The organism is Polystyrenella longa (assembly GCF_007750395.1).
GTDB classification, from domain to species: domain Bacteria; phylum Planctomycetota; class Planctomycetia; order Planctomycetales; family Planctomycetaceae; genus Polystyrenella; species Polystyrenella longa.
This window is the reverse complement of sequence record NZ_CP036281.1, coordinates 5,097,744-5,116,526: the sequence shown is the minus strand read 5'-3', so window position 1 is coordinate 5,116,526 and position 18,783 is coordinate 5,097,744. Positions and strand designations below refer to the sequence as shown.

Genomic DNA, 18,783 nt, shown 5'->3' with positions numbered 1-18,783 from the left:
TTCGTACTGTGATACCGATTCGAGTGCTATTTCACAAGCGAATAAAAAAAGCACTGTTGAATGATTCAACAGTGCTTTTGTCTGTAATTAGCTGATCTTTGGATCGTAGTTGAAACCTCCGACCGTCAGCAGCCTACAGTTGGTCGAGAATAAAGTGATGACCAGAATAATAAGGACGTCCTTCGATCATCGGGTTGTACCAGCCTTTGTTGTAGACCGGAATCCGACGTTCCATCGGATATTTGTAGTACATGTGGTCGTACTCGATCGGTTGCTGGAACGTATGGGGATAATAAACGTACGGATAATGATAGAACCGTTGCCAGTCCGTAGGTTGTCCCGGTTTAGCAGCTTCCGCATTAGAGGCTCCGAACCAGGCAGTAGACAATCCAGCTAACAATACCATTCCCGCAAGACAGATCTGCCTGTGCATCACTGAGACTCCTTAAACAATCGTCCCCGAATGAAATTAGATTGCTCTGAAACCGGCGTTTGACCTGGTTTTATGCGTTATCCGGGAGGAACTTAATACCTGACCGGGTTCCAGAAGCAGTTTCTCGTGCTGTAACGTGTAGGGTAAAAGTCAGTGATCCTGCCGTAAGGATGAGTGCCAGCTTCCCCTAAAGGATAGATGACTGTGGCAGGTTACTGTTACAGAAACGAGTCAACCTATTCATCGGACATACCGGCGCGACACAACAGGAGAATTCAGCAGAATTGGTTTAATCGATACATTCAGAACCCCCGTTCGCGAAGTATTCGCGCGCTAAGGAAATCAGAGATTTTCGATTTGTTCTTGCTTCTTATATTTCCTCTGCGTTCTGTCCAGCAGGATCACTGCACCGAAGGCGACCAACATCAGCAGCAGCGAAAACCAAGTCGAGCCTGCGGATAAGTCTGGAAACGTGTTCTCGAAGACTTTGAGTTTGAACTCAGATTCTTCAGGCGTGCGATCGACTTGAAAAGGCCAGATACGGCGAAGCGATCCCAGCATAAATCCGCACAACGTCGCCAACACCAGCATTTCATAGCGTTCGAGCAGCCACCGGAGAATCTTGCTGAAGCCGATCAAACCGACGAGGGCCCCCAGAGCAAACCAACCCAGAGAACCGAGTTGCGTTAATTCGATGCTCCCACCCAGCATCGCACGCAGGTAGCCGGTGATGGTGTGGTAGGTCCCCAGGATCAACAGAATGAAGGAACCGCTGATGCCGGGTAAAATCATCGCGGAGATGGCAATCACGCCACAGAAGAAGAAGTACCAGTCGTGCTCAGGGGGATTGTCAAACATCGGCAGTCCCACGATGCCATAGGCCACTACGATTCCGATCAGCAGGCAAATGCCGTGAACCGCTTTTTTTTCCGGAATCAACCGAGCCACAATCAGACTGGAGCCGAGAATCAACCCGAAGAACACGGCCATCGTATGTTGCTGCTGATGTTCAAGCAGGTAGTGCATCAGGCTCGCCAGGCTGACGATGCCGGTTCCAATTCCGAGGAACAACGTCGCCAGAAACCGCAAGTCGACATGTTCGACCGCCGCGGCGAAGTCGCCCCGTTTCAGATGGCCGAGCAAGGTGAGGTCAAAATGACTGATCGCCTTTACAAGCCGTTCATAAATGCCGACAATCAAGGCGATGGTGCCGCCGGAAACCCCCGGGATAATATCGGCTCCGCCCATTAAAAAACCTCGGGCCACCATCAACAGGTCGTTTTTCATAGTCCTACTTTATTTGTTCTTCAATGTCGTTCTGATAGCTGTGGGATACCCGGGCTGCGATCGTAACGCTTTGGAAATTAGACTGACAAGTCCCTTCGCGGCTGACAAGGAGAGAGGCCATCAAAGGTCCTGATTTTCGCAACAAAATTGACGTCCGCCGAGTGTGGAAATGCCCTGTCTGCAAACGCGAAGCCCGCCGACCCGGTGACATGACGACGGTCCGCTGCTCGTGTAAAGAAGAGCAACCCATTATGAAGCTGATTGACGAATTCGTCCCGCAATCGGCTCAGCGTGTGGACTTTACAAAATCGGAGCAGGAGTCCCCCGAAGAGAATCAGTCAGACGCCGTGTCACGCGATAATTAGATCCTGTCCAGGATAAGTGTGGCGGCTCTCGTTCCCGAAAAGCACTTAAATACAGCAGGCTACGCCGCCAGAACACTCTATGGTTATCTGGAATGCGCTCTAGTCGCCCAGTAACTTTCCTCCCAGGGGACGAACTCACTTACTCTCAGCGTTTGAATCGACCTGTTTGCGTTTGATGTAATCCTGTACCTGTTCTGCATAGCCGGGATTTCGCAAGCCGACCTGCTTAGCCTCTTTCATTGCGGTTTGCCAATCGACACCATGGTCCAGAACGCGATGCGCGGCCCAGACAGCTCCGACTCGATTCGCTGAGGCACAATGCAGCATCACTGGGGATTCCTCCGTATTTCGAAGCAGTTCCCGAGACTTGTCCAGAATGTCGTCGGAGAGCGATTCGGGAAGCTGGAAACCCAACTGGTGAAATTTCAGGCTCAGGCTCTCGACGTAATCGGCTTCGTCCCAATTGATCTCAGATTCTTTGCGGAGTGTGATAACCACTTCGATTCCATTTTCCGCCGCATTCTTCAGGGCTTCCTTGTCAGGTTGACCACACAGTAAGGTCGGACCGAACTGATGAACTTTGCGGATTCCGTCCAGCTCGGTTGGTTTCAGTTGGGAGCCTGGTTCGATTTTATCTGCTGGAGTATTCCCGGCTGGTTTCGGTTCTGCGTCGGCACCGGAAGAAAAGAACAGGCTGCCAGCCAGCAGCGCCACAGGCAGGCATACTAAAAATGTTTTTCTGAAAGTCGACATAGTGTCTCCAGGGGAGGTTGTCTGGGTAGGTGAATTGAGGGGCCTCTTCTATAATTCACGACCGATACCCGCAGAGGCAAGGCGCACTTGCTTGAATTGTCGAGAGTCGTATTGAATTCTTCCTTACTCTTTGAAATAGATGACTTTCCAAGTCGAGCGAACACCATGTCGAGTGAAAAAACGGACGCCATGATCATCCGGCTGGCGGACTGGAGCGAGTCGAGCAAGGTCGTCACCTTCTTTTCACGCGACTTCGGTAAAATCTCCGCCGTGGCAAAAGGGGCAAAACGGCTAAAAGGTCCCTTCGAGGCTGCTATTGACCTGTTGGCCGTATGTCGGATAGTCTTCATCCGCAAATCCTCGTCTGGACTGGATATATTAACCGAAGCTCAATTGCAGCAACGGTTTAAGCCAAACGGACGGAACCTGTTGGGCTTGTATGGTGGCTATTACGTCGCTGAATTGCTCTCCAGTTTCACAGAAGAATACGACCCGAATCCGGAATTGTACGACATCGCTGTACGGACCCTGAGCAGCCTGTCGGATGAACCGGATCACAAGATAACTTTGTTAAAGTTCGAGCTGGCCCTGTTACGTGAGACAGGTCATCTTCCTTTATTCGATGCCTGTATGGCATGCGGAAAACCTGCGGAAGCAGGAGATGCCCGGTTTGGATTCTGGGTGTCTCAAGGAGGACTGATTTGTAGAGAATGTCAGAAAAGAGAACACCAATCTCAACCTGAAATTCAAACTGGTACGCTGGCGATTCTTAGGCGTCTCTCCGAGGAAAACGGAGGGTCGATGAAGAATTTACAGATATCAGACAAACAATACGCCGAAATGCGGCGGGTTGTGACAGCCTCGATTCGGTATGTTATGGGACGCGATTCCAAAATGAGCCGATACCTTCGACTTTGACCGATATTGAATTTACTGACTACTGTCTCCAGAGACAGATACTGACTCCTGAATTTTTAAATGAACCTGTAATCTGGTTTTTCACAGCCGATAATCTGGAGGTGAAAGATCTACCGGATGATCAACATGGATGTTGATGTCCCCCTGAGTGCTGTCTGGCATTGATGCCAGCAGGTCAACACTTAGATAGCCCACCGCCGGTAACTGGATCCGTGTTATGGATGACAATGGATAACATAATGAAGCATCTACTGACGATCAGTCGATCCGCTCTCATTGCCGCGGTGTCAATGATGACATTACTTGGTGGTATGAGTGGCTGCCGTACTGGTCTCGACATGAGCCGCATGGGTTTTCGCAACCGCGCTACAGCGGACGAATTGGCCTCGACCGATGATATTAAAGGGCCTCTTGAACGCATTCTGCCGATCGGCGCGCGGGGTTCCTCGACAGGTTCCACGGGAGGGTACGCCTTCTCCGAACGAAATCCGGAATATAAACGTGCCTCGAAGTTGCACGATGAGGGTAAGTTCTCCGAAGCGGAAAAGGCCTTCAAACAACTTTCCAAAGCGACGAAAGATGGTGCGCTGCAGGAAGATAGTATGTTCATGATGGCCGAATGCCAGTTTCAACAGAAACGGTATCCGCAGGCACAGGACAGTTTTGACGAGCTGCTGAATGCCTATCCGTCAACACGCCACACGACACAAACAACGCAGCGACTCTTCCAGATTGGCCGATACTGGTTGAACTTCGAAGAGATCGTCACCCCGAATGAAATTCAACAGGTCGATTTCGAACAACCGGGTAAACAACCTGCGCTGGCGACAGCGGAAGATTCTGCCCGCAAGAATCGCGAGAAACCACTCAGTCAGCGATATGCTCTCGTTCCGAACCTCCGAGATCGATCGCGACCTTACTTCGACACCGACGGACGTGCGATTGAAGCACTCCGTTCCGTCTGGCTGAAGGATCCAACGGGTCCCCTGGCAGATGACGCCCTAATGATGACGGCCAGTTATTATCTACGAAAAGGAGATTACGTCGAAGCGGACAACTTCTTTACTATTATACGAAACGAATATCCAGACAGCCCTCATTTCCAGAATGCGTTCGTCTTCGGCAGTCATGCCAAGCTGGTCGCCTACCAGGGTCCAGAATACGATGGTCAACAATTGCTGGCCGCTCGCGACTTGAAAGAGAGCACACTGCGAATCTTCAAAGACCTGCCTGAAAAGGAAATGCTCAAAGAAGAACTCCGCATGATTTACGAAGAAGAAGCTCGCAAGGAATGGCAAAAGGCGCTTTTCTGGGAAAAGAAAAAGAACCCGAAAGCGGTTCAGATTCAATGTCGCGAACTTCTTCGTCGGTATCCCAGTTCGGAATCGGCTGACCTGGCGCGGCAGAAACTGGCTCAGCTCGGTGAAAACGTAGAATCACCTTCACGCGAACTTCGCTTACCTTCGATCCCACGACCGTTCAGTCAGGATCAGATGAACGACGCGAAACCACTGAAAGAAGGCTCTCCATCCGCAGGGGATCAGCGGCAGTGGGAAGCTTCGAACAAGACAGCCGAACAGCCTCAGAAATCGGGCGGAAGCTGGTTCCCCTGGAAAAAACGAGAAGAACCTCAGGCCGTTCCTGATAAACCGGAAGGTGCAGAACGACTCGTCCCTGAGTTTGAATCCGCCCCGGATTCTGAAGAAGAGGAATTTATTCGTCAACTACTGTAGTCAGGGCACTGTTAAAAGTAATCTGAATAAGAAATCTGCTCCATAAAGTACCCAGCCACGAATGTTAACCCGTCTCCGACACATCGTCCTGTTCCTCTGTCCGGAAGAAAATATCTTTCGTCGGGTCGGCGTACGGCAATGTTGCGCGATGGTGTTCCTGATTGGTTTATTAAGCGCGGCAGGTTGCGGTTATCGCGTCGGTTCACCGCATCCTCCTCAGTACCGGACGGTCGCCGTCCCGATGTTCAAAACGAACAGCTATCGGCGTGGTCTCGAGTATCAATTGACCGAAGCGGTGCAAAAAGAGATTCAATCCCAGTCGCATCTTCGTCTGGCGAAAGAACCCTACGCCGACACACGACTGGTCGGGACGATTGTCGAAGTTCGCAAAGATGTCCTGGGTGAAACCTCGTTTGACGATCCACGGGAACTGCAGCTCTCTGTGGCCGTCGAAATGAAATGGGAAGATGCCCGAACAGGGCAGGTCATTTCGCAGAACACGATCCCCCTGAATGGACAGACGACGCACCTGATCGCCAACGCCGAGTTCGCCCCGGAAGTGGGCCACAGCCTCGCCACTGCCACTAAAGACGCCGTCGACGGCCTCGCCCGCCAGATCGTCGAAGGCATGGAAGCCCCCTGGTAACAGGGATGTCTCGAACTTAGTGGAACGCTTTAAACTCGCGACTTCCCGGCTTGGTTTCGACGACGGCAAATTTTTCATTGTCGACTTCGGCAGCCAATAGTACGTCTTCTTGGAAGCCTTTCTCTACGAGTTCCCGTCCGCTTACTGACGACAGCAATGCCTCCGAAATCTCCGATTTCACAGATTGCCATATAGCATTGGCTGATTGTGATTCCGCTGAGAGGGATAAGCCGCATTCGCCCAACTCCGACACAATAGCACCAGCGCCGATCTGGTCCTCAAGTGCCGGACGCCATCCATTCTGTTCGGGAAGAATAGATGACCAATGTTCTCCACAGGAAACGAGAGTAACTCGCTGGATGTTCGGGTTTGTTTGCAAGAGGTGAATTATGTATCGGGCAGTAGCTGTTTTGTTTCTCAGCGAACCGATGACGCTGGGAAGCCTGGCTCCTGCGTGAGCCACACAACGGGCTCCGTTCAGTGATGTCACAATTAAACGAGTTCCGTTCGGGCACCGTGACAAACTAGCTGGTGAGAGAGAAAAAAACGCTGGATCAGAGGTTCTCGTTCTAGAGATGATTTCGGCATTCAAGTCTCTTGTTGCTTGGTCGCGACCTCCCATTATTTCGAGTTCTTCAGTGGAATAGACGAGAATAGTCGCGCCATGACCGCAAGCAACTGCCAGTGTCGTCGAAAATGAAAGTACATCCACGATTACGACCAAGTCGCCTCTTTCACTGGCAAGTGCGGTACCAGTCTCACCCCATTCGGTATGAACTTCGATGTCAGGCCATGGATCAAAAGAATATAAGTAAGGTGAATCAGAGGAATGGGTTTCCATGACGAAATCGCGAATCTAAGTTATTAAATATGTTCTGACAATCTGTCCATGAATTCCGACCATGATAATGGTATTTAGCCGCGTCGTACAATAGTTTGAATATTAACTCTTTGAATCAGTTCTTTTGCACATAAATTGATGCAATATAGTGTTCCCCGGCAGCTTTATTTGATGGAATTGGAATTATGCCCGGTCGCGTCAGCACACGATTAGTTTTCGCCTTTTTGATTGCCTTGTTTTCTTTTTCATCTACACGGTCGGAGGAGGTGTTTAAGCTCGATCTCTTTAACCGAGACAACCTGGTCGCCTGGTGTGTGGTCCCTTTTGATAGTGAAAGACGGGGGCCGGAAGCACGCGCGGCGATGCTGGCCGAGTTGGGCATCCAGCGACTCGCTTACGATTATCGAGCCGAGCATGTGCCAACATTCGAGGATGAAATCAAGGCGCTGCAATCCAGAAAGATTGAACTGACAGCGTGGTGGTTTCCGGGCGTGCTGAATGAAGAAGCTAAAATGACGCTGGAGATCTTTCGTAAGCATGAAGTCCACCCGCAACTGTGGATTACCGGTGGTGGAGCACCGACGAATTCTGCAGCAGAGCAAAGGCAACGTGTTCAAACGGAAGCCGAACGTTTGCGTCCCATTGCCGAGGCCGCCGCCGAAGCAGGCTGTCAGGTCGCTTTGTACAACCACGGTGGTTGGTTTGGTGAACCTGAAAATCAAATCGAAATCATTGAGGAATTGAATCTCGACAACGTCGGTATTGTGTACAACCTGCATCATGGACATGCGCACGTCGACCGATTTGAATCGCTATTGCAGAAGATGAAACCTTATTTATTGACGCTCAATCTGAATGGAATGGTGCCTGGTGGTGATCAACAGGGCCAAAAGATTGTGCCACTTGGTGCAGGAGAACTTGACCTGCAATTGCTCACCACCATCGCCCAAAGTGGGTGGCAAGGTCCCGTTGGAATTCTCGATCACGATACTTCGGTGGATACGCGTCTGCGACTACAAGATAATCTGGAGGGTCTCGACTGGTTGATGAATCAGTTGAAGGGGAACCCGGCCGGAGTTCCGCCAAAATACCGTTCCTGGAAAAAGCCCGCCACAAAAACGACATCAACTGCTCCCCCTGCGAACGCAGGTCATGTCCTCAAGGGGAATGTCGCTTATCGCACTTTACCACTGACGATAGCATGTCAGGCTCAGCTTGCTCCGAGCAATGGATATCAGATTCTCCTTGCAAACGAAGAGAAACGATCGGGTACGCACTGGGAATTGTTCACGCAACCCGAAAGTGGCAAACTGTCTGTTTATCTACCTGGTTATGCTCCCGATCATGTTCATAGTGAGACCATGATCTGCGATAGCAAGTCGCATGAAATCGCCATGCAATTTGAACCCAACCGGGTCCGGTTGTACATCGATGGTAAGCAGGTGGTAGATCAACCCGTCAAATCTATGAATCAGGCACCGGTCCCAGGTGGGTTTGGCATTGGTCGTTTGGTCGAAGGAAGAGTCTTCACTAATGGTGAAATTCAACAGGTTCAAATCATCAAGGGGACCAGCGATAAAGCACCAGCACCAGCAGACGCATTGCCCGATGACGAAAATCTATTGCTTGTGTGGAACAGTATATCAGGAACAGTCAAATCCCCCGCTTCCCCGGAAGCAGCAAAACCTGTGGAGTTACTATACGACCCCGCAGTGGTGTCTGAGTACATCGCCTCAGCGCGAAAAGAAGGTGACGCCGCCAGGGGGCTGGAGGTTTTTACTTCAGCGAAGTCGGCCTGCATCTCCTGCCATAAACTGGGAGAACATGGCGGCACCATTGGCCCCGATCTGACGAAGATTGGTGTCGATCGCAAACCGAATGAAATCGTGGAATCGATTTTCTGGCCGAAACGTGATGTCAAACCAGAATACGTTTCGCATTCCATCATCACGGATGAAGGGAAAATTCTCTCCGGGTATCTAACAACTAAAACTGAAGACGAATTCGTATTGAAGAATCCCGCCTCGGATGAAACAACGACAATTTCGACAGACGAAATCGATGAGCACATTCCGGGGAGTACACTCATGCCGGAAGGACTGACTTCCGCCATGTCGCGCCAACAACAACTCGACTTGATTCAATTCGTCTCGACTCTGGGTACAGATCAGGCTGCGTCACTCGATGCGGTCGAATTATTAATGGCCCGGTTGCACGTTCATGGACCGGCCAGTTTCGAATACGATCGCGGACCGCTCTCCCCCGAGGACTGGCCGAACTGGGAGGAGCATATGAACCGGGATCGGTTATATGACTTCTATGCCAAAGAGGCGGAGCACTTCAGGCAACAGGAGACAGTCCCACACCTTATCCCCGGACATCCGGGGTTGGATGGGGGCGAGTTCGGCCACTGGGGAAACCAAACAGAAGAAACCTGGGCCGACGATCGCTGGAATGAGACAGAGCTTGGTTCCGTTCAGGCGGGAATTTTTCATCATGGGGACTTAACCATCTCCCGCGCTATTTGTGTTCGTCTGGGTGAACATGGCGAGCTCTCCGCCTGTTTCAATCCCGAAACACTCTCTTACCCTGTTATCTGGAAAGATGGGTTTGTCAAATTCTCTTCGGTTCGACATGGATTTATGCATGGGTTGATTCTGGATGGAACTGTTTTAGCCAAAGAGCCGTCTCAACCTCCGACGAAGTCGTTTAAATACCTTGGCTTCTTTCGCCATGGTCGGCACGTCGTATTTCATTACCGTCTTGGCGATGTGGAAATGTATGACATTCCGCATGTCGTTAATGGTATCTTCACGCGTACGCAAGTCGTCGCGGGCGGGATTAACAAGTCTAATTGGGCATCGCTGATCGAACCGGGGAAACCTCAATGGCCGCAGATTCTGGAAACAGAGATCAAACTCGGCGATGGAGAACCGTATGCCGTCGATAACATCGAATTACCGTATAAGAATCCGTGGAAGGCACTATTGTTCTGTGGGGGCCATGCCTTTCTGCCTGATGGTCGGGCATTGGTTTGCACGATGCAGGGAGACGTCTGGCTCGCTGATGGCTTTATGAATGGCGGCACAACGGCGAAGTGGAAACGATTCGCGTCAGGGCTGCACCATGCTTTAGGATTGGTCGTCCATGACGGAGCGATGTACGTCCAGGGACGTGACCAGATCACTCGATTGTACGACCACAACCACGATGGCGAAGCGGATCAGTACGAATGCTTCAGCAGTGCCTACACAACATCGAATGCCGGGCATGACTTTATCTGCGGACTACAGCGAGATAGTGCCGGGAATTTCTACACCGCCTCAGGGAATCAAGGACTACTTCGCATCTCGCCTGATGGGGAACAAGTTGAAGTGCTCGCGACCGGTTTTCGTAATCCGGATGGACTGGGACTCACGCCCGAAGGGTTATTAACCGTTCCCTGTTCCGAAGGGGAATGGACCCCCGCTTCCATGATTTGCGCCGTGAACAGCAAGCAGACAGCCACAGAGTCAGCACCGAATCCGGTTCCTTTTTTTGGATATCGCAAACAGGCTAACGCCGATCAACCTCTGGAAGTTCCCCCTGCACTCCCACTGGTCTATCTACCGCGTGGCCTGGATAACTCAAGTGGAGGGCAGACGTATATCGACAGCCAGAAGTGGGGACCGCTGGAGGGAGAAATGATTCATTTTTCCTATGGAACCGGATCGCACTTTTTATTGTTACGAGATGAAGTCAACGGTCAGTTACAAGGAGGCATAGTCCCGTTGCCGGGTGAATTTCTATCAGGCGCGCATCGCGGTCGGTTTCATCCGCTGGATGGTCAATTGTATGTGACTGGCATGACGGGTTGGGGATGTTATGCCTTACAGGATGGATGTTTTCAGCGAGTCCGTTACACCAATAAACCTGTGAACTTGCCCAAACGATTTCATGTTTTTGAAAACGGAATCCTGATTGAATTTACGAGTGAAATCGACCGGGAAATTGCCGAAAATACCAAGTCTCATTTAGCTCAGTGCTGGAACTACCGATACAGCCAGGCGTATGGTTCGCCCGAATACTCCCCGAGCCACTTCGGAACCAAAGGGCACGATGTACTGGAGATCGCCTCCGCCCATGTGCTTGCCGAGGAGAAGCTACTCTTTCTGGAGATCCCCGAGCTTCAACCCGTGAACCAATTGCAATTACGAATGCACGTGAATGAACAGACGCAAGAGCCGGCGGATGGACTCGACCTCTTTCTGACGGTGCATCAACTCGATGAACCCTTCACGAAATTTTCTGGCTACGAACCTCGGAAGAAGACGATAGCCGCACATCCGATTCTGTTCGACCTGACACTTTCGACAAAGAAGATTACTAACCCGTGGGAACAACCTGTTCCGAACGCTCGTCAAATCGTGTTGCGTACCGGCAAAAATCTGTCGTATGAAACGCGCAGCCTCTCTGCCAAAGCGGGAGAGATGTTGGAGCTCAAACTCGTGAATCCGGATGTCGTCCCACACAACTGGGCTCTCGTTGAACCTGGGGCACTGAAAGAAGTGGGGGAGATGGCCAATCGGTTGATCGCCGACCCGGAGGCTGTTATTCGGCAATACATCCCGGAATCAGAACGCGTCCTGGTTTACACGGATGTGGTTTCTCCGCAGGAGGAGATGTCGATCTTCTTTCGGGCTCCGGAGACGCCCGGTAATTACCCTTTCCTCTGCACTTTCCCGGGGCACTGGATGGTCATGAATGGGATGCTGACAGTCGAATAGCCGGGAATCGCTGGCTGACCAGAAAATCGGCTCAACCTGCGTAATCGATACAGTCGATGCTTAATAGAGTAAGTATTCGTGTACCTTTACGTGTTGAGACGAAACAAATGCTCAGTTATCTGTTCTCCCGGAATACCAAAGAGACATTCACTCCTCCTCCTGGATTTGACCTCATCGAGTCCGTCGGGCGGGGAACCTTCACAGAGCTGTGGAAACTCCGCGGTCGCGACAGCCAGAAGGACTACGTCCTCAAGCAACTGCGTACGGAATGGCTCAATGACTATTCGGCTCGGCAGTTCCTGGAGAATGAAGCGCAGGTTGCCGTACAGATTGACAGTCCTCATCTGCCCAAACTGGTACACAGCGAACTGAAAGAGAAACATCCCTACCTGATCTTCGAATGGTTCCCGGGGGTCAGCCTGGAAGAACGTCTGTCGACCAGCAAACCGTTGAACGCCGGTGAGGCAGTCTGGATTACACGCCAGATCGTCGATGCTCTCGGAGAGCTGGAAGCGGCCGGATTCGCCCATGGCGATTTGAAACCAGAGAATATACTCATCGATGAATTCAAACAGATTCGACTCATCGACCTCGCTTTCGCCCGCAAGCTGAGTGATCACGACGTTATTAACGCTCACACGACGTTGATGGATGAACCAGAATACCTTGCACCGGAAGCGCTCACTCGCAGTCGGACAAATCCACTGTTACAGGACATCTATGCGATCGGCGTGCTTTTCTATCGCATGCTGACTGGCCGATTGCCGTTTTATGCTCAGGGAGAGACGTCCTTCGAAGACGTTCTACAGCAGCAGCGCGAGTCGTTGCCACCCACCTTGCGTCGGTTTTGTCCGCTGGCGACAGTCGAAATGGTGGACCTGTCCAATCGTCTATTGGCGAAACAACCTCTGCGACGTCCTCAGTCAACTGGGGAGCTTGCCCGTGAGTTGATCGACATTGAACTCTCAACCATGAGTACGCGATTCAGTGTCGCGTAAATAGACGCGAATGATTTGTAAAACAGTTCGCCGTTTACCGAACAAAAAAAGCTCATCCGAAATCGTTTTCGGATGAGCTTTCAATTTTTAAGCGGTCCAGAAACCCTCTGATGGGTGAAGTAATCCTTAGTGTTGTAGCCTCGAATTCAGCCACAACCGGGTTTCAGGATAGATTTGGATATCAGGCAAGATTCGTTTTTTCCAAGCTGGCTGGTTAAGCGGGGCGTTGAATCTTGATGCTATTTCGGAGGTCTTCGACGGATATCGTCGGGAGCGTGTCCGCTTCCTCTGCCGAGTCGTCCTCCGGAATAGAACCAGAACTGTCGTGTTGATCCGACAGTTGCTGCAGTAGGCTACGGATTACGGATTCGGCTTCCAGCTTTTCTTTCGTCCAGCCTTCGCGTACGTTGCTCCAGGCAAGTTCACGAGACCGGATGTTTTCCAGTTCGCTTTGCAATTCTTCCTGGCGATTGTTCAGCTCTTCCCGTTGTTGCTCCAGGGTTGATAGAAGTTTGAACTTCTCATTCTGGAATCCTTCCCGGTCCTGCTCAAAGTGCAGTACATCCTGGTCGAGGTCCTGACGGAGCAATGCGATTTCTTCGCGGTCATGATCGAGTAGCTTGGCCAGTTGGGTACGGGCTTCTTCGATCCGGCGTTCCCCTTCTTCTTCTCCCATCTGATCACTGACTTCGACACGAATCTGTTCGATGGCGAGTTGCAGTTCCAGATTGAGTTGATGTTTTTCTTCCAGCTCCGAGCGGAGTTCGTCCAATCGTTCTTTACGCTCTTGCAGGGATTTCGTTTCACTCTTAAGCCATTCAGCCTGTCGTCGCAGGTCTTCCTGATCCGCAGAACGCTGTGCTTCCCAGTCGGCCCGCTCGGTGCCCAGCTGAGCTTTTTCTTTGTTAACGTCTCCTTCGAGAAATTCACGAATCTCTTCCAGCGTTTTTTGCTCTCGCTCGAGAGACTCTTCCCGTTTTTCCAGGATTCCCCGGTACCGTTTCAATTGTTGTGACTGTAAAGAGTGGCTCTGATGCAGATCCTGTTTTTCCACCACGATTTTCTGGTGGGTCAGCTTCAGTTCTTTCTGCTGCTGCTCCAGTTCCTCGCGCATCTTATGGAGATGATCTTCGCGGAACCGTAATCGCTGTTCCGCCATCGTCTGTTCTTTGCGCAGCTTCAGGAGTTCTTCTCGTTCGCTATCGAGATCGTTTACTGCGCCCTCGGAAGATGAAGAGGGAAGGGCGGGACGGGTTTCGAGTTCCCGCTTCAGCTCAGTGTACTGTTTGCGTAACTCGCTGAGTTCTTCGTCCAGGCGTTGAGAACGGGCGGTCTGTTCTTCCAGTTCAGCCCACAAATCAGCCTGCTCGTCTTCCTGTTTCTCCTGCCAGATCGCTTTCTGCTCTTCCAGCTGTTTAGCGAATTGGGCCGAAAGTTTGGATTCCCATTCTGCTTCTTTTGATTTGAGTTCCGACTCGTATTCCTGTTCGATTGCCAGAATCGAAGCGTCCAACTCCTCTTTCTGAATCGTTTGTTCGTTTTGCGAATTGGATTGAGATCGTTCGACTTCGGTTTCCAGAACTCGATTTCGAGAGGCCTGCGATTTCAGCTGCAATTCGGTTTGTTGCAGCTTCATTTGCAATTCATGCATCTGATGCCGCGCCTCATCCAGATGAGTCGCATAGACATCTCGTTCCGACTGAAATTCCTCTTTAAGAATCCGCTGGCGTTCTTCCAATGTCAGCTGATTTTTTTCTCGAAGCGCTTCAAACTCTGTCTGCTGGGCGATCCGTAATTCTTCCAGTTGATCCTGTGCCCGCTGAGTCGCTTCGGCCGTCAACGCTCGTTCGCGTTCGATCTCGGTGTATTCTGCCTCCCGTTGTTCTTCCCAACGCTGTTTTTCCGCTTTTAACTGATGCTGTAGTTCGGCTGCGCGTGCTTGCAGTTCGAACTCCAGATCGGCTTCCAACTCGGACCGTAATTGCTTTTCGGCGGCAGCCAGTTTTTCCTTCAGCTGGATAGGGTCAATCTCAGCGGGGACGCTACTTACGACAGGCGCCGGTGCGGCGGGCTGCTCCTTTGTGCGTCCATCAAGTGCATTCCAGTTTTGAAGCAGTTCCCGCTTCAGCTCTTCCTGGTAGGAGTTCCGTTTCTGTTCGAATTTCTGCCACTCTTCGTCGAGCTCTCCACGCTTCTGATCGAGATCACCGACAAGCTGTTCGCATTTGCGCAGTCGCTGTTCCAGCTCGATCTCTTTCCCACGTAACGAGGCTTCCCGATCCAGCACTTCGTTTTCAAGCTGTTGCATGTGCAGCCGCGCGGCGCGCTGTTCCTGATCAAGAGCCGACATTTGCTCGTTCAGGTTCTTTTCGCGACGGTCCAGTTCGGCGAATTGCGAGCGCAGATGCTGCGAGATCTGCCGGGCTTGAAGCTGTAGTTCCCGTTCCGATGCGGCAATCGATTTCGTCTCGCCCGATAGGGGAGCAGAAGAAGCCGGTACTCTGGCTGCGGAAAAATGAGGCCCGTTCGACTTAGCGTCACTGAATTCGGCGTGGGCATTATCAAGACGATAACCGCCGATGGCCGTACCATCCACAACCCGGCGCGGGGCAGTAGACTGCCCTTCCGCGTAGGCGGTTTGTTTTAATTCGGACTTGTGGGAATTGGCTGCGGGTCGTTCGCTCATGTGGGAGTCCTTTCCCGGGAGCATGCTTAAATAAAAGAAAGCATCTGACCGATTCAATATTTCATCGAATCAAGCCAGAGGCCGAAGTGAATTACTAAATCACTTAATGACTATCAGGAAGGGGCGCTAAACACCATAAATGATCGGGCTCCGGCTCTTCTCGAACGCGCCCTTCCTCTTTGTAAACAGCTCCTTTTCGATCTTCCAGATCAAGAACAAGCTATTCAGTTGCCGGAATCAACTTATCAATAATGTTCTCTTAGAGATGACTGTCGATTTTCTCAGCGAATTTCTCTTTGGGAGTCACTCCTACGAATCGTTCCACAACTTCTCCCCCTTTGAAGAGGATGACAGTCGGAATCGCGCTGATTCCGTGCTGAGTTGCGGTAACGTGGTTCTCATCGGTATTCATTTTGCCGACGCGAACGCGTCCTTCGTACTGGTTGGCGACTTCATCAATCGTCGGAGCCAGCATTTTACAAGGTCCACACCAGGGAGCCCAGAAATCAACCAGCACCGGTTGATCGGCATCCATTACGTCAGACTGAAATTTGTCATCGGAAAATTCCAGAACATTCCCGGCCATACTATGATCTCCAATCGCTTCTGTTTAACGTTATCTATACCGGATTGTGAGCGCTGAGTGGCGATTAGCCACCTACCCTGTTTACAGGAAAGCGGTAAAACACACAATCTCGTTGCTGACTTTAACTTGTATCTCTTAGGAGCGAATTATAGGAAAACCGGTTCGGGTGTCAATGTGGGCCAATTCGGGAGGTGAGCCCGATTTTGGTATGCTCGCCCGTCAATCTGCTACGATCGCTTAGCTCGTTCAGGTGCTCCATTAGCACTCATTGTAATTTAAAGGCCCTTGAATAATGCCTAAACACTGTGGATTGCACAGTTTGTTGTTCCCGTACTATCTCCGACTGACCGTTAGCTCCATGCTCGTCTATCCTATGAAGTTTCTCTTCCGCGCCCTCGTCTTTTCGCTTCTGACCTGTTCGACACTTTTTGCGCAACAGCTGGAAGATGCTTCAATAAAGATTGATATGGCGTCCCTGCTGGACCCTGTTCAGGATCGAACGATGGGAATTCCTCCACAGGAAAGCGCGGCGTATTATCAACTTTTGTATACAGTTGCTCACGAGGACGCGACGGCATCGATTAAACGAGCCCGCGATTTCTGGAAGAATCGACAGCAGGATCATCCAGAGTTTCAGCAGTTTACTCACCCTCCTTTCGCCGATCTGTTCAAAAATCCGGTAGAATATCGTGGGCAGATTATTACCCAGACGGGCTATGCCCAACGTATCGTGAAGTATGCAGCGGGCGAAAACGAATTTGGGATCAAGACTCTTTATGAAGCGTGGATCTACCCGGAAAGTGGCCAGTCGAATCCGATCGTCGTGGTCTTCACTGTACCGCCAGGAACGGGCATGTCCTTAGGTGATAATCTGAACTACCGAATCGGAGTGACGGGGTACTTTTTCAAACTCTACGGTTACCCGGCCCAGGATACGACACGACTGGCCCCCATGATTCTGGCGGGGGCACTGGAACCTTTGCCGACCCGAATTGATCCCGGCCTGATTGAGAAGCGAATCTACTTTTTCCTTGGGGCATTTGTATTCGTTATGATCGTGATGGGATGGATTCTCTACACCGGTCTTCGCAAAAAACCAAAGTCGGTAGTTCAATCGAGCTTGCCGGATCAACTACCTGCACTGAACGAGAATACCGAGGAACGTCCCGATTCATCGGATTGATGTGCCACATCGTGGTGCCGCCCCCACTCTTCTTCTTTAAGTTAGTTCTGTTTGCGGAAATGATTCTATGACCGTCCAACGACCCCTGCAAAAAACTCTGGACCGTCCCCTGCGAGTGGGGGTATTGATTTCCGGCGGAGGAACGACGCTCCTCAATTTTCTGGAGCAAAAGCGGGCCGGCCAACTGGATATCGAAGTTCCACTGGTGATTGCCAGTCGACCGGGAATTACGGGGATTGCACGGGCAGAAAAAGCGGGTATCCACTCTGAAGTGATCTGCCGAAAAGATTTCGCCGACGTCAGCTCCTTCAGCGCGGCTATATTTGATCGACTCCGCGAGGCTCAGATTGATCTGGTGACTTTGGCCGGTTATCTCTCTCTACTGGAAGTTCCCGATGACTATCGCCACCGAGTTATGAACATCCACCCGGCACTGATTCCTGCATTCTGTGGTAAAGGGTACTACGGGCATCATGTTCATGAGGCGGTGGTAGCTCGAGGGGTCAAGGTGACTGGTTGCACCGTGCATTTCGCCGACAATGATTACGATCATGGACCGATTATCGTCCAGCAAACAGTGCCCGTGTATTCCACGGATGACCCTGATATGGTCGCCGCTCGTGTTTTTAAAGCGGAGTGCGAAGCGTATCCCGAAGCGATTCGTTTATTTGCTTCGGGCCGTTTGACGATTGAGAGCCGTCAAGTGCATATCGACGGCGAAGAAAGCTGATCGGTCCGCATTCGCTTCCCTCAAACTGCTTACTTATCGTCCGATTTCTTCTTCTTGCGGGGACGGAAGTACTTCATTGAGCCTTGCACGACGGTTCGTCTGCTGGCAATCCGAGAGGCCAGTGAAAGCAGGTAATTACGAATACCTGGAACGACATATTGTCGCCGCTTATCGAGTGATTTGAGGGCGATCCGTACCACGTAATCTGGGGCATGTGCTCGATGTTTTTTAAGCCATCCACCGACACCAGCGATTTCAAAAAAGTTGGTGGTGGTGACACCAGGGCAAAGCGCCATCACGGTTACGCCGCGTGAGCGAGCTTCGGCCCAGAGTGCTTCACTGAAGTGAAGAATGTAGGCCTTCGATGCAGAATACGCAGGCATATAAGCGACCGGCTGAAAAGCAGAGATAGAGGAGACGTTCAGTACGGCTCCGTGTCCTCGTTCAAGCAGATCGGGTAGGGCAAGGTACGTCAGGTTGGTCAGGGCCGACATGTTCACCTGTAACATCTCCAGAACACGTTCGCGGTCGGTGTTTTCAATCGTGTCCGCCATGCCAAAGCCGGCGTTGTTCACGAGCAGTTCGATCGCAATCTTCTGACGCTTCGTTTCGGAGATCAATTGTTGCGGAAAATCAGGATCGGCCAGATCGCCCGGAATAATCAGCGAACGAGTGCCATGGCGCGTGTGCAGTTCTTCGGCGAGTGCTTCGAGCTCATCTCGTCGCCGGGCTGTTAATACAAGGTGCATGCCGCGCGCAGCGAGAGCCCGCGCAAACTCCATTCCGATTCCGGAAGAAGCTCCCGTCACTAGAGCCCAGTGATCGGCATACTGTTTTAGCAACCCGTTGTCTCCTCGA

14 protein-coding genes are annotated in these 18,783 nt (G+C 51.3%); 7 read left to right on the top strand and 7 right to left on the bottom strand.

Features of this window, described 5'->3' with window-relative positions; translation table 11 throughout:
• Positions 1 to 133 precede the first annotated feature (133 nt).
• The 3 genes from Pla110_RS18965 to Pla110_RS18955 all read right to left on the bottom strand — a co-directional run bounded on the left by Pla110_RS18965 (position 134) and on the right by Pla110_RS18955 (position 2,838).
• Entirely contained in the window at positions 134 to 433 is a 300-nt protein-coding gene (locus Pla110_RS18965; RefSeq protein ID WP_197440295.1) for a hypothetical protein, read from the bottom strand.
• 342 nt (positions 434 to 775) lie between these two features.
• Positions 776 to 1,720 (bottom strand): DUF368 domain-containing protein, encoded by a 945-nt coding sequence (locus tag Pla110_RS18960; RefSeq protein WP_144998122.1) that lies wholly within the window; start codon positions 1,718 to 1,720, stop codon positions 776 to 778.
• A gap of 500 nt (positions 1,721 to 2,220) precedes the next feature.
• Positions 2,221 to 2,838: a hypothetical protein gene (locus Pla110_RS18955; RefSeq protein ID WP_144998120.1), complete on the bottom strand. Its 618-nt coding sequence runs from the start codon at positions 2,836 to 2,838 to the stop codon at positions 2,221 to 2,223.
• Positions 2,839 to 3,003: 165 nt separating this feature from the next.
• On the opposite strand from Pla110_RS18955, the gene recO reads away from it, so the two are divergent.
• From recO to lptE, 3 genes are all read left to right on the top strand, one after another.
• A complete protein-coding gene (gene recO / locus Pla110_RS18950; protein WP_144998118.1) occupies positions 3,004 to 3,756 on the top strand; it encodes a DNA repair protein RecO in 753 nt (250 codons plus the stop codon).
• A 239-nt stretch (positions 3,757 to 3,995) separates the two neighbouring features.
• A complete protein-coding gene (locus Pla110_RS18945) occupies positions 3,996 to 5,489 on the top strand; it encodes a tetratricopeptide repeat protein (protein ID WP_197440294.1) in 1,494 nt (497 codons plus the stop codon).
• A 61-nt stretch (positions 5,490 to 5,550) separates the two neighbouring features.
• Complete coding sequence (gene lptE / locus Pla110_RS18940) at positions 5,551 to 6,135, top strand: LPS assembly lipoprotein LptE (protein ID WP_231742615.1); 585 nt, start codon at positions 5,551 to 5,553, stop codon at positions 6,133 to 6,135.
• 16 nt (positions 6,136 to 6,151) lie between these two features.
• Here lptE and Pla110_RS18935 read toward each other — a convergent pair whose 3' ends face one another.
• Positions 6,152 to 6,976 carry a 2-phosphosulfolactate phosphatase gene (locus tag Pla110_RS18935; RefSeq protein ID WP_144998114.1) on the bottom strand — a complete coding sequence of 275 codons (825 nt, stop codon included), beginning with the start codon at positions 6,974 to 6,976 and terminating at the stop codon, positions 6,152 to 6,154.
• Between the two features lie 266 nt (positions 6,977 to 7,242).
• On the opposite strand from Pla110_RS18935, the gene Pla110_RS18930 reads away from it, so the two are divergent.
• Together Pla110_RS18930 and Pla110_RS18925 are read left to right on the top strand one after the other, a co-directional pair.
• Complete coding sequence (locus Pla110_RS18930; protein WP_197440293.1) at positions 7,243 to 11,742, top strand: TIM barrel protein; 4,500 nt, start codon at positions 7,243 to 7,245, stop codon at positions 11,740 to 11,742.
• A 107-nt stretch (positions 11,743 to 11,849) separates the two neighbouring features.
• Entirely contained in the window at positions 11,850 to 12,740 is an 891-nt protein-coding gene (locus tag Pla110_RS18925; protein WP_197440292.1) for a serine/threonine protein kinase, read from the top strand.
• A 214-nt stretch (positions 12,741 to 12,954) separates the two neighbouring features.
• Here Pla110_RS18925 and Pla110_RS18920 read toward each other — a convergent pair whose 3' ends face one another.
• On the bottom strand, positions 12,955 to 15,426 hold the full coding sequence (locus Pla110_RS18920) for a coiled-coil domain-containing protein (RefSeq protein WP_144998108.1): 2,472 nt from the start codon (positions 15,424 to 15,426) through the stop codon (positions 12,955 to 12,957).
• A gap of 259 nt (positions 15,427 to 15,685) precedes the next feature.
• Positions 15,686 to 16,012, bottom strand: coding sequence for a thioredoxin (trxA, locus tag Pla110_RS18915; RefSeq protein WP_144998106.1), 327 nt, complete (start codon positions 16,010 to 16,012; stop codon positions 15,686 to 15,688).
• 292 nt (positions 16,013 to 16,304) lie between these two features.
• Between trxA and Pla110_RS18910 the strand changes: the two genes are divergently transcribed.
• A complete protein-coding gene (locus Pla110_RS18910) occupies positions 16,305 to 17,195 on the top strand; it encodes a hypothetical protein (RefSeq protein WP_144998105.1) in 891 nt (296 codons plus the stop codon).
• 67 nt (positions 17,196 to 17,262) lie between these two features.
• Positions 17,263 to 17,925 (top strand): phosphoribosylglycinamide formyltransferase, encoded by a 663-nt coding sequence (gene purN, locus Pla110_RS18905; RefSeq protein WP_144998103.1) that lies wholly within the window; start codon positions 17,263 to 17,265, stop codon positions 17,923 to 17,925.
• A 29-nt stretch (positions 17,926 to 17,954) separates the two neighbouring features.
• Here purN and Pla110_RS18900 read toward each other — a convergent pair whose 3' ends face one another.
• The gene (locus Pla110_RS18900) at positions 17,955 to 18,767 is read right to left on the bottom strand and encodes an SDR family NAD(P)-dependent oxidoreductase (protein ID WP_144998101.1); all 813 of its coding nucleotides are present in this window, start codon (positions 18,765 to 18,767) and stop codon (positions 17,955 to 17,957) included.
• Positions 18,768 to 18,783 lie beyond the last annotated feature (16 nt).

Coding starts and splice junctions, on each gene's coding strand:
- trxA (WP_144998106.1), bottom strand. CDS start 16,012: ATGGCCGGGAATGTTCTGGAATTTTCCGATGACAAATTTCAGTCTGAC.
- Pla110_RS18925 (WP_197440292.1), top strand. CDS start 11,850: ATGCTCAGTTATCTGTTCTCCCGGAATACCAAAGAGACATTCACTCCT.
- Pla110_RS18920 (WP_144998108.1), bottom strand. CDS start 15,426: ATGAGCGAACGACCCGCAGCCAATTCCCACAAGTCCGAATTAAAACAA.
- Pla110_RS18910 (WP_144998105.1), top strand. CDS start 16,305: ATGCCTAAACACTGTGGATTGCACAGTTTGTTGTTCCCGTACTATCTC.
- Pla110_RS18965 (WP_197440295.1), bottom strand. CDS start 433: ATGCACAGGCAGATCTGTCTTGCGGGAATGGTATTGTTAGCTGGATTG.
- Pla110_RS18960 (WP_144998122.1), bottom strand. CDS start 1,720: ATGAAAAACGACCTGTTGATGGTGGCCCGAGGTTTTTTAATGGGCGGA.
- Pla110_RS18945 (WP_197440294.1), top strand. CDS start 3,996: ATGAAGCATCTACTGACGATCAGTCGATCCGCTCTCATTGCCGCGGTG.
- Pla110_RS18955 (WP_144998120.1), bottom strand. CDS start 2,838: ATGTCGACTTTCAGAAAAACATTTTTAGTATGCCTGCCTGTGGCGCTG.
- lptE (WP_231742615.1), top strand. CDS start 5,551: ATGTTAACCCGTCTCCGACACATCGTCCTGTTCCTCTGTCCGGAAGAA.
- purN (WP_144998103.1), top strand. CDS start 17,263: ATGACCGTCCAACGACCCCTGCAAAAAACTCTGGACCGTCCCCTGCGA.
- recO (WP_144998118.1), top strand. CDS start 3,004: ATGTCGAGTGAAAAAACGGACGCCATGATCATCCGGCTGGCGGACTGG.
- Pla110_RS18935 (WP_144998114.1), bottom strand. CDS start 6,976: ATGGAAACCCATTCCTCTGATTCACCTTACTTATATTCTTTTGATCCA.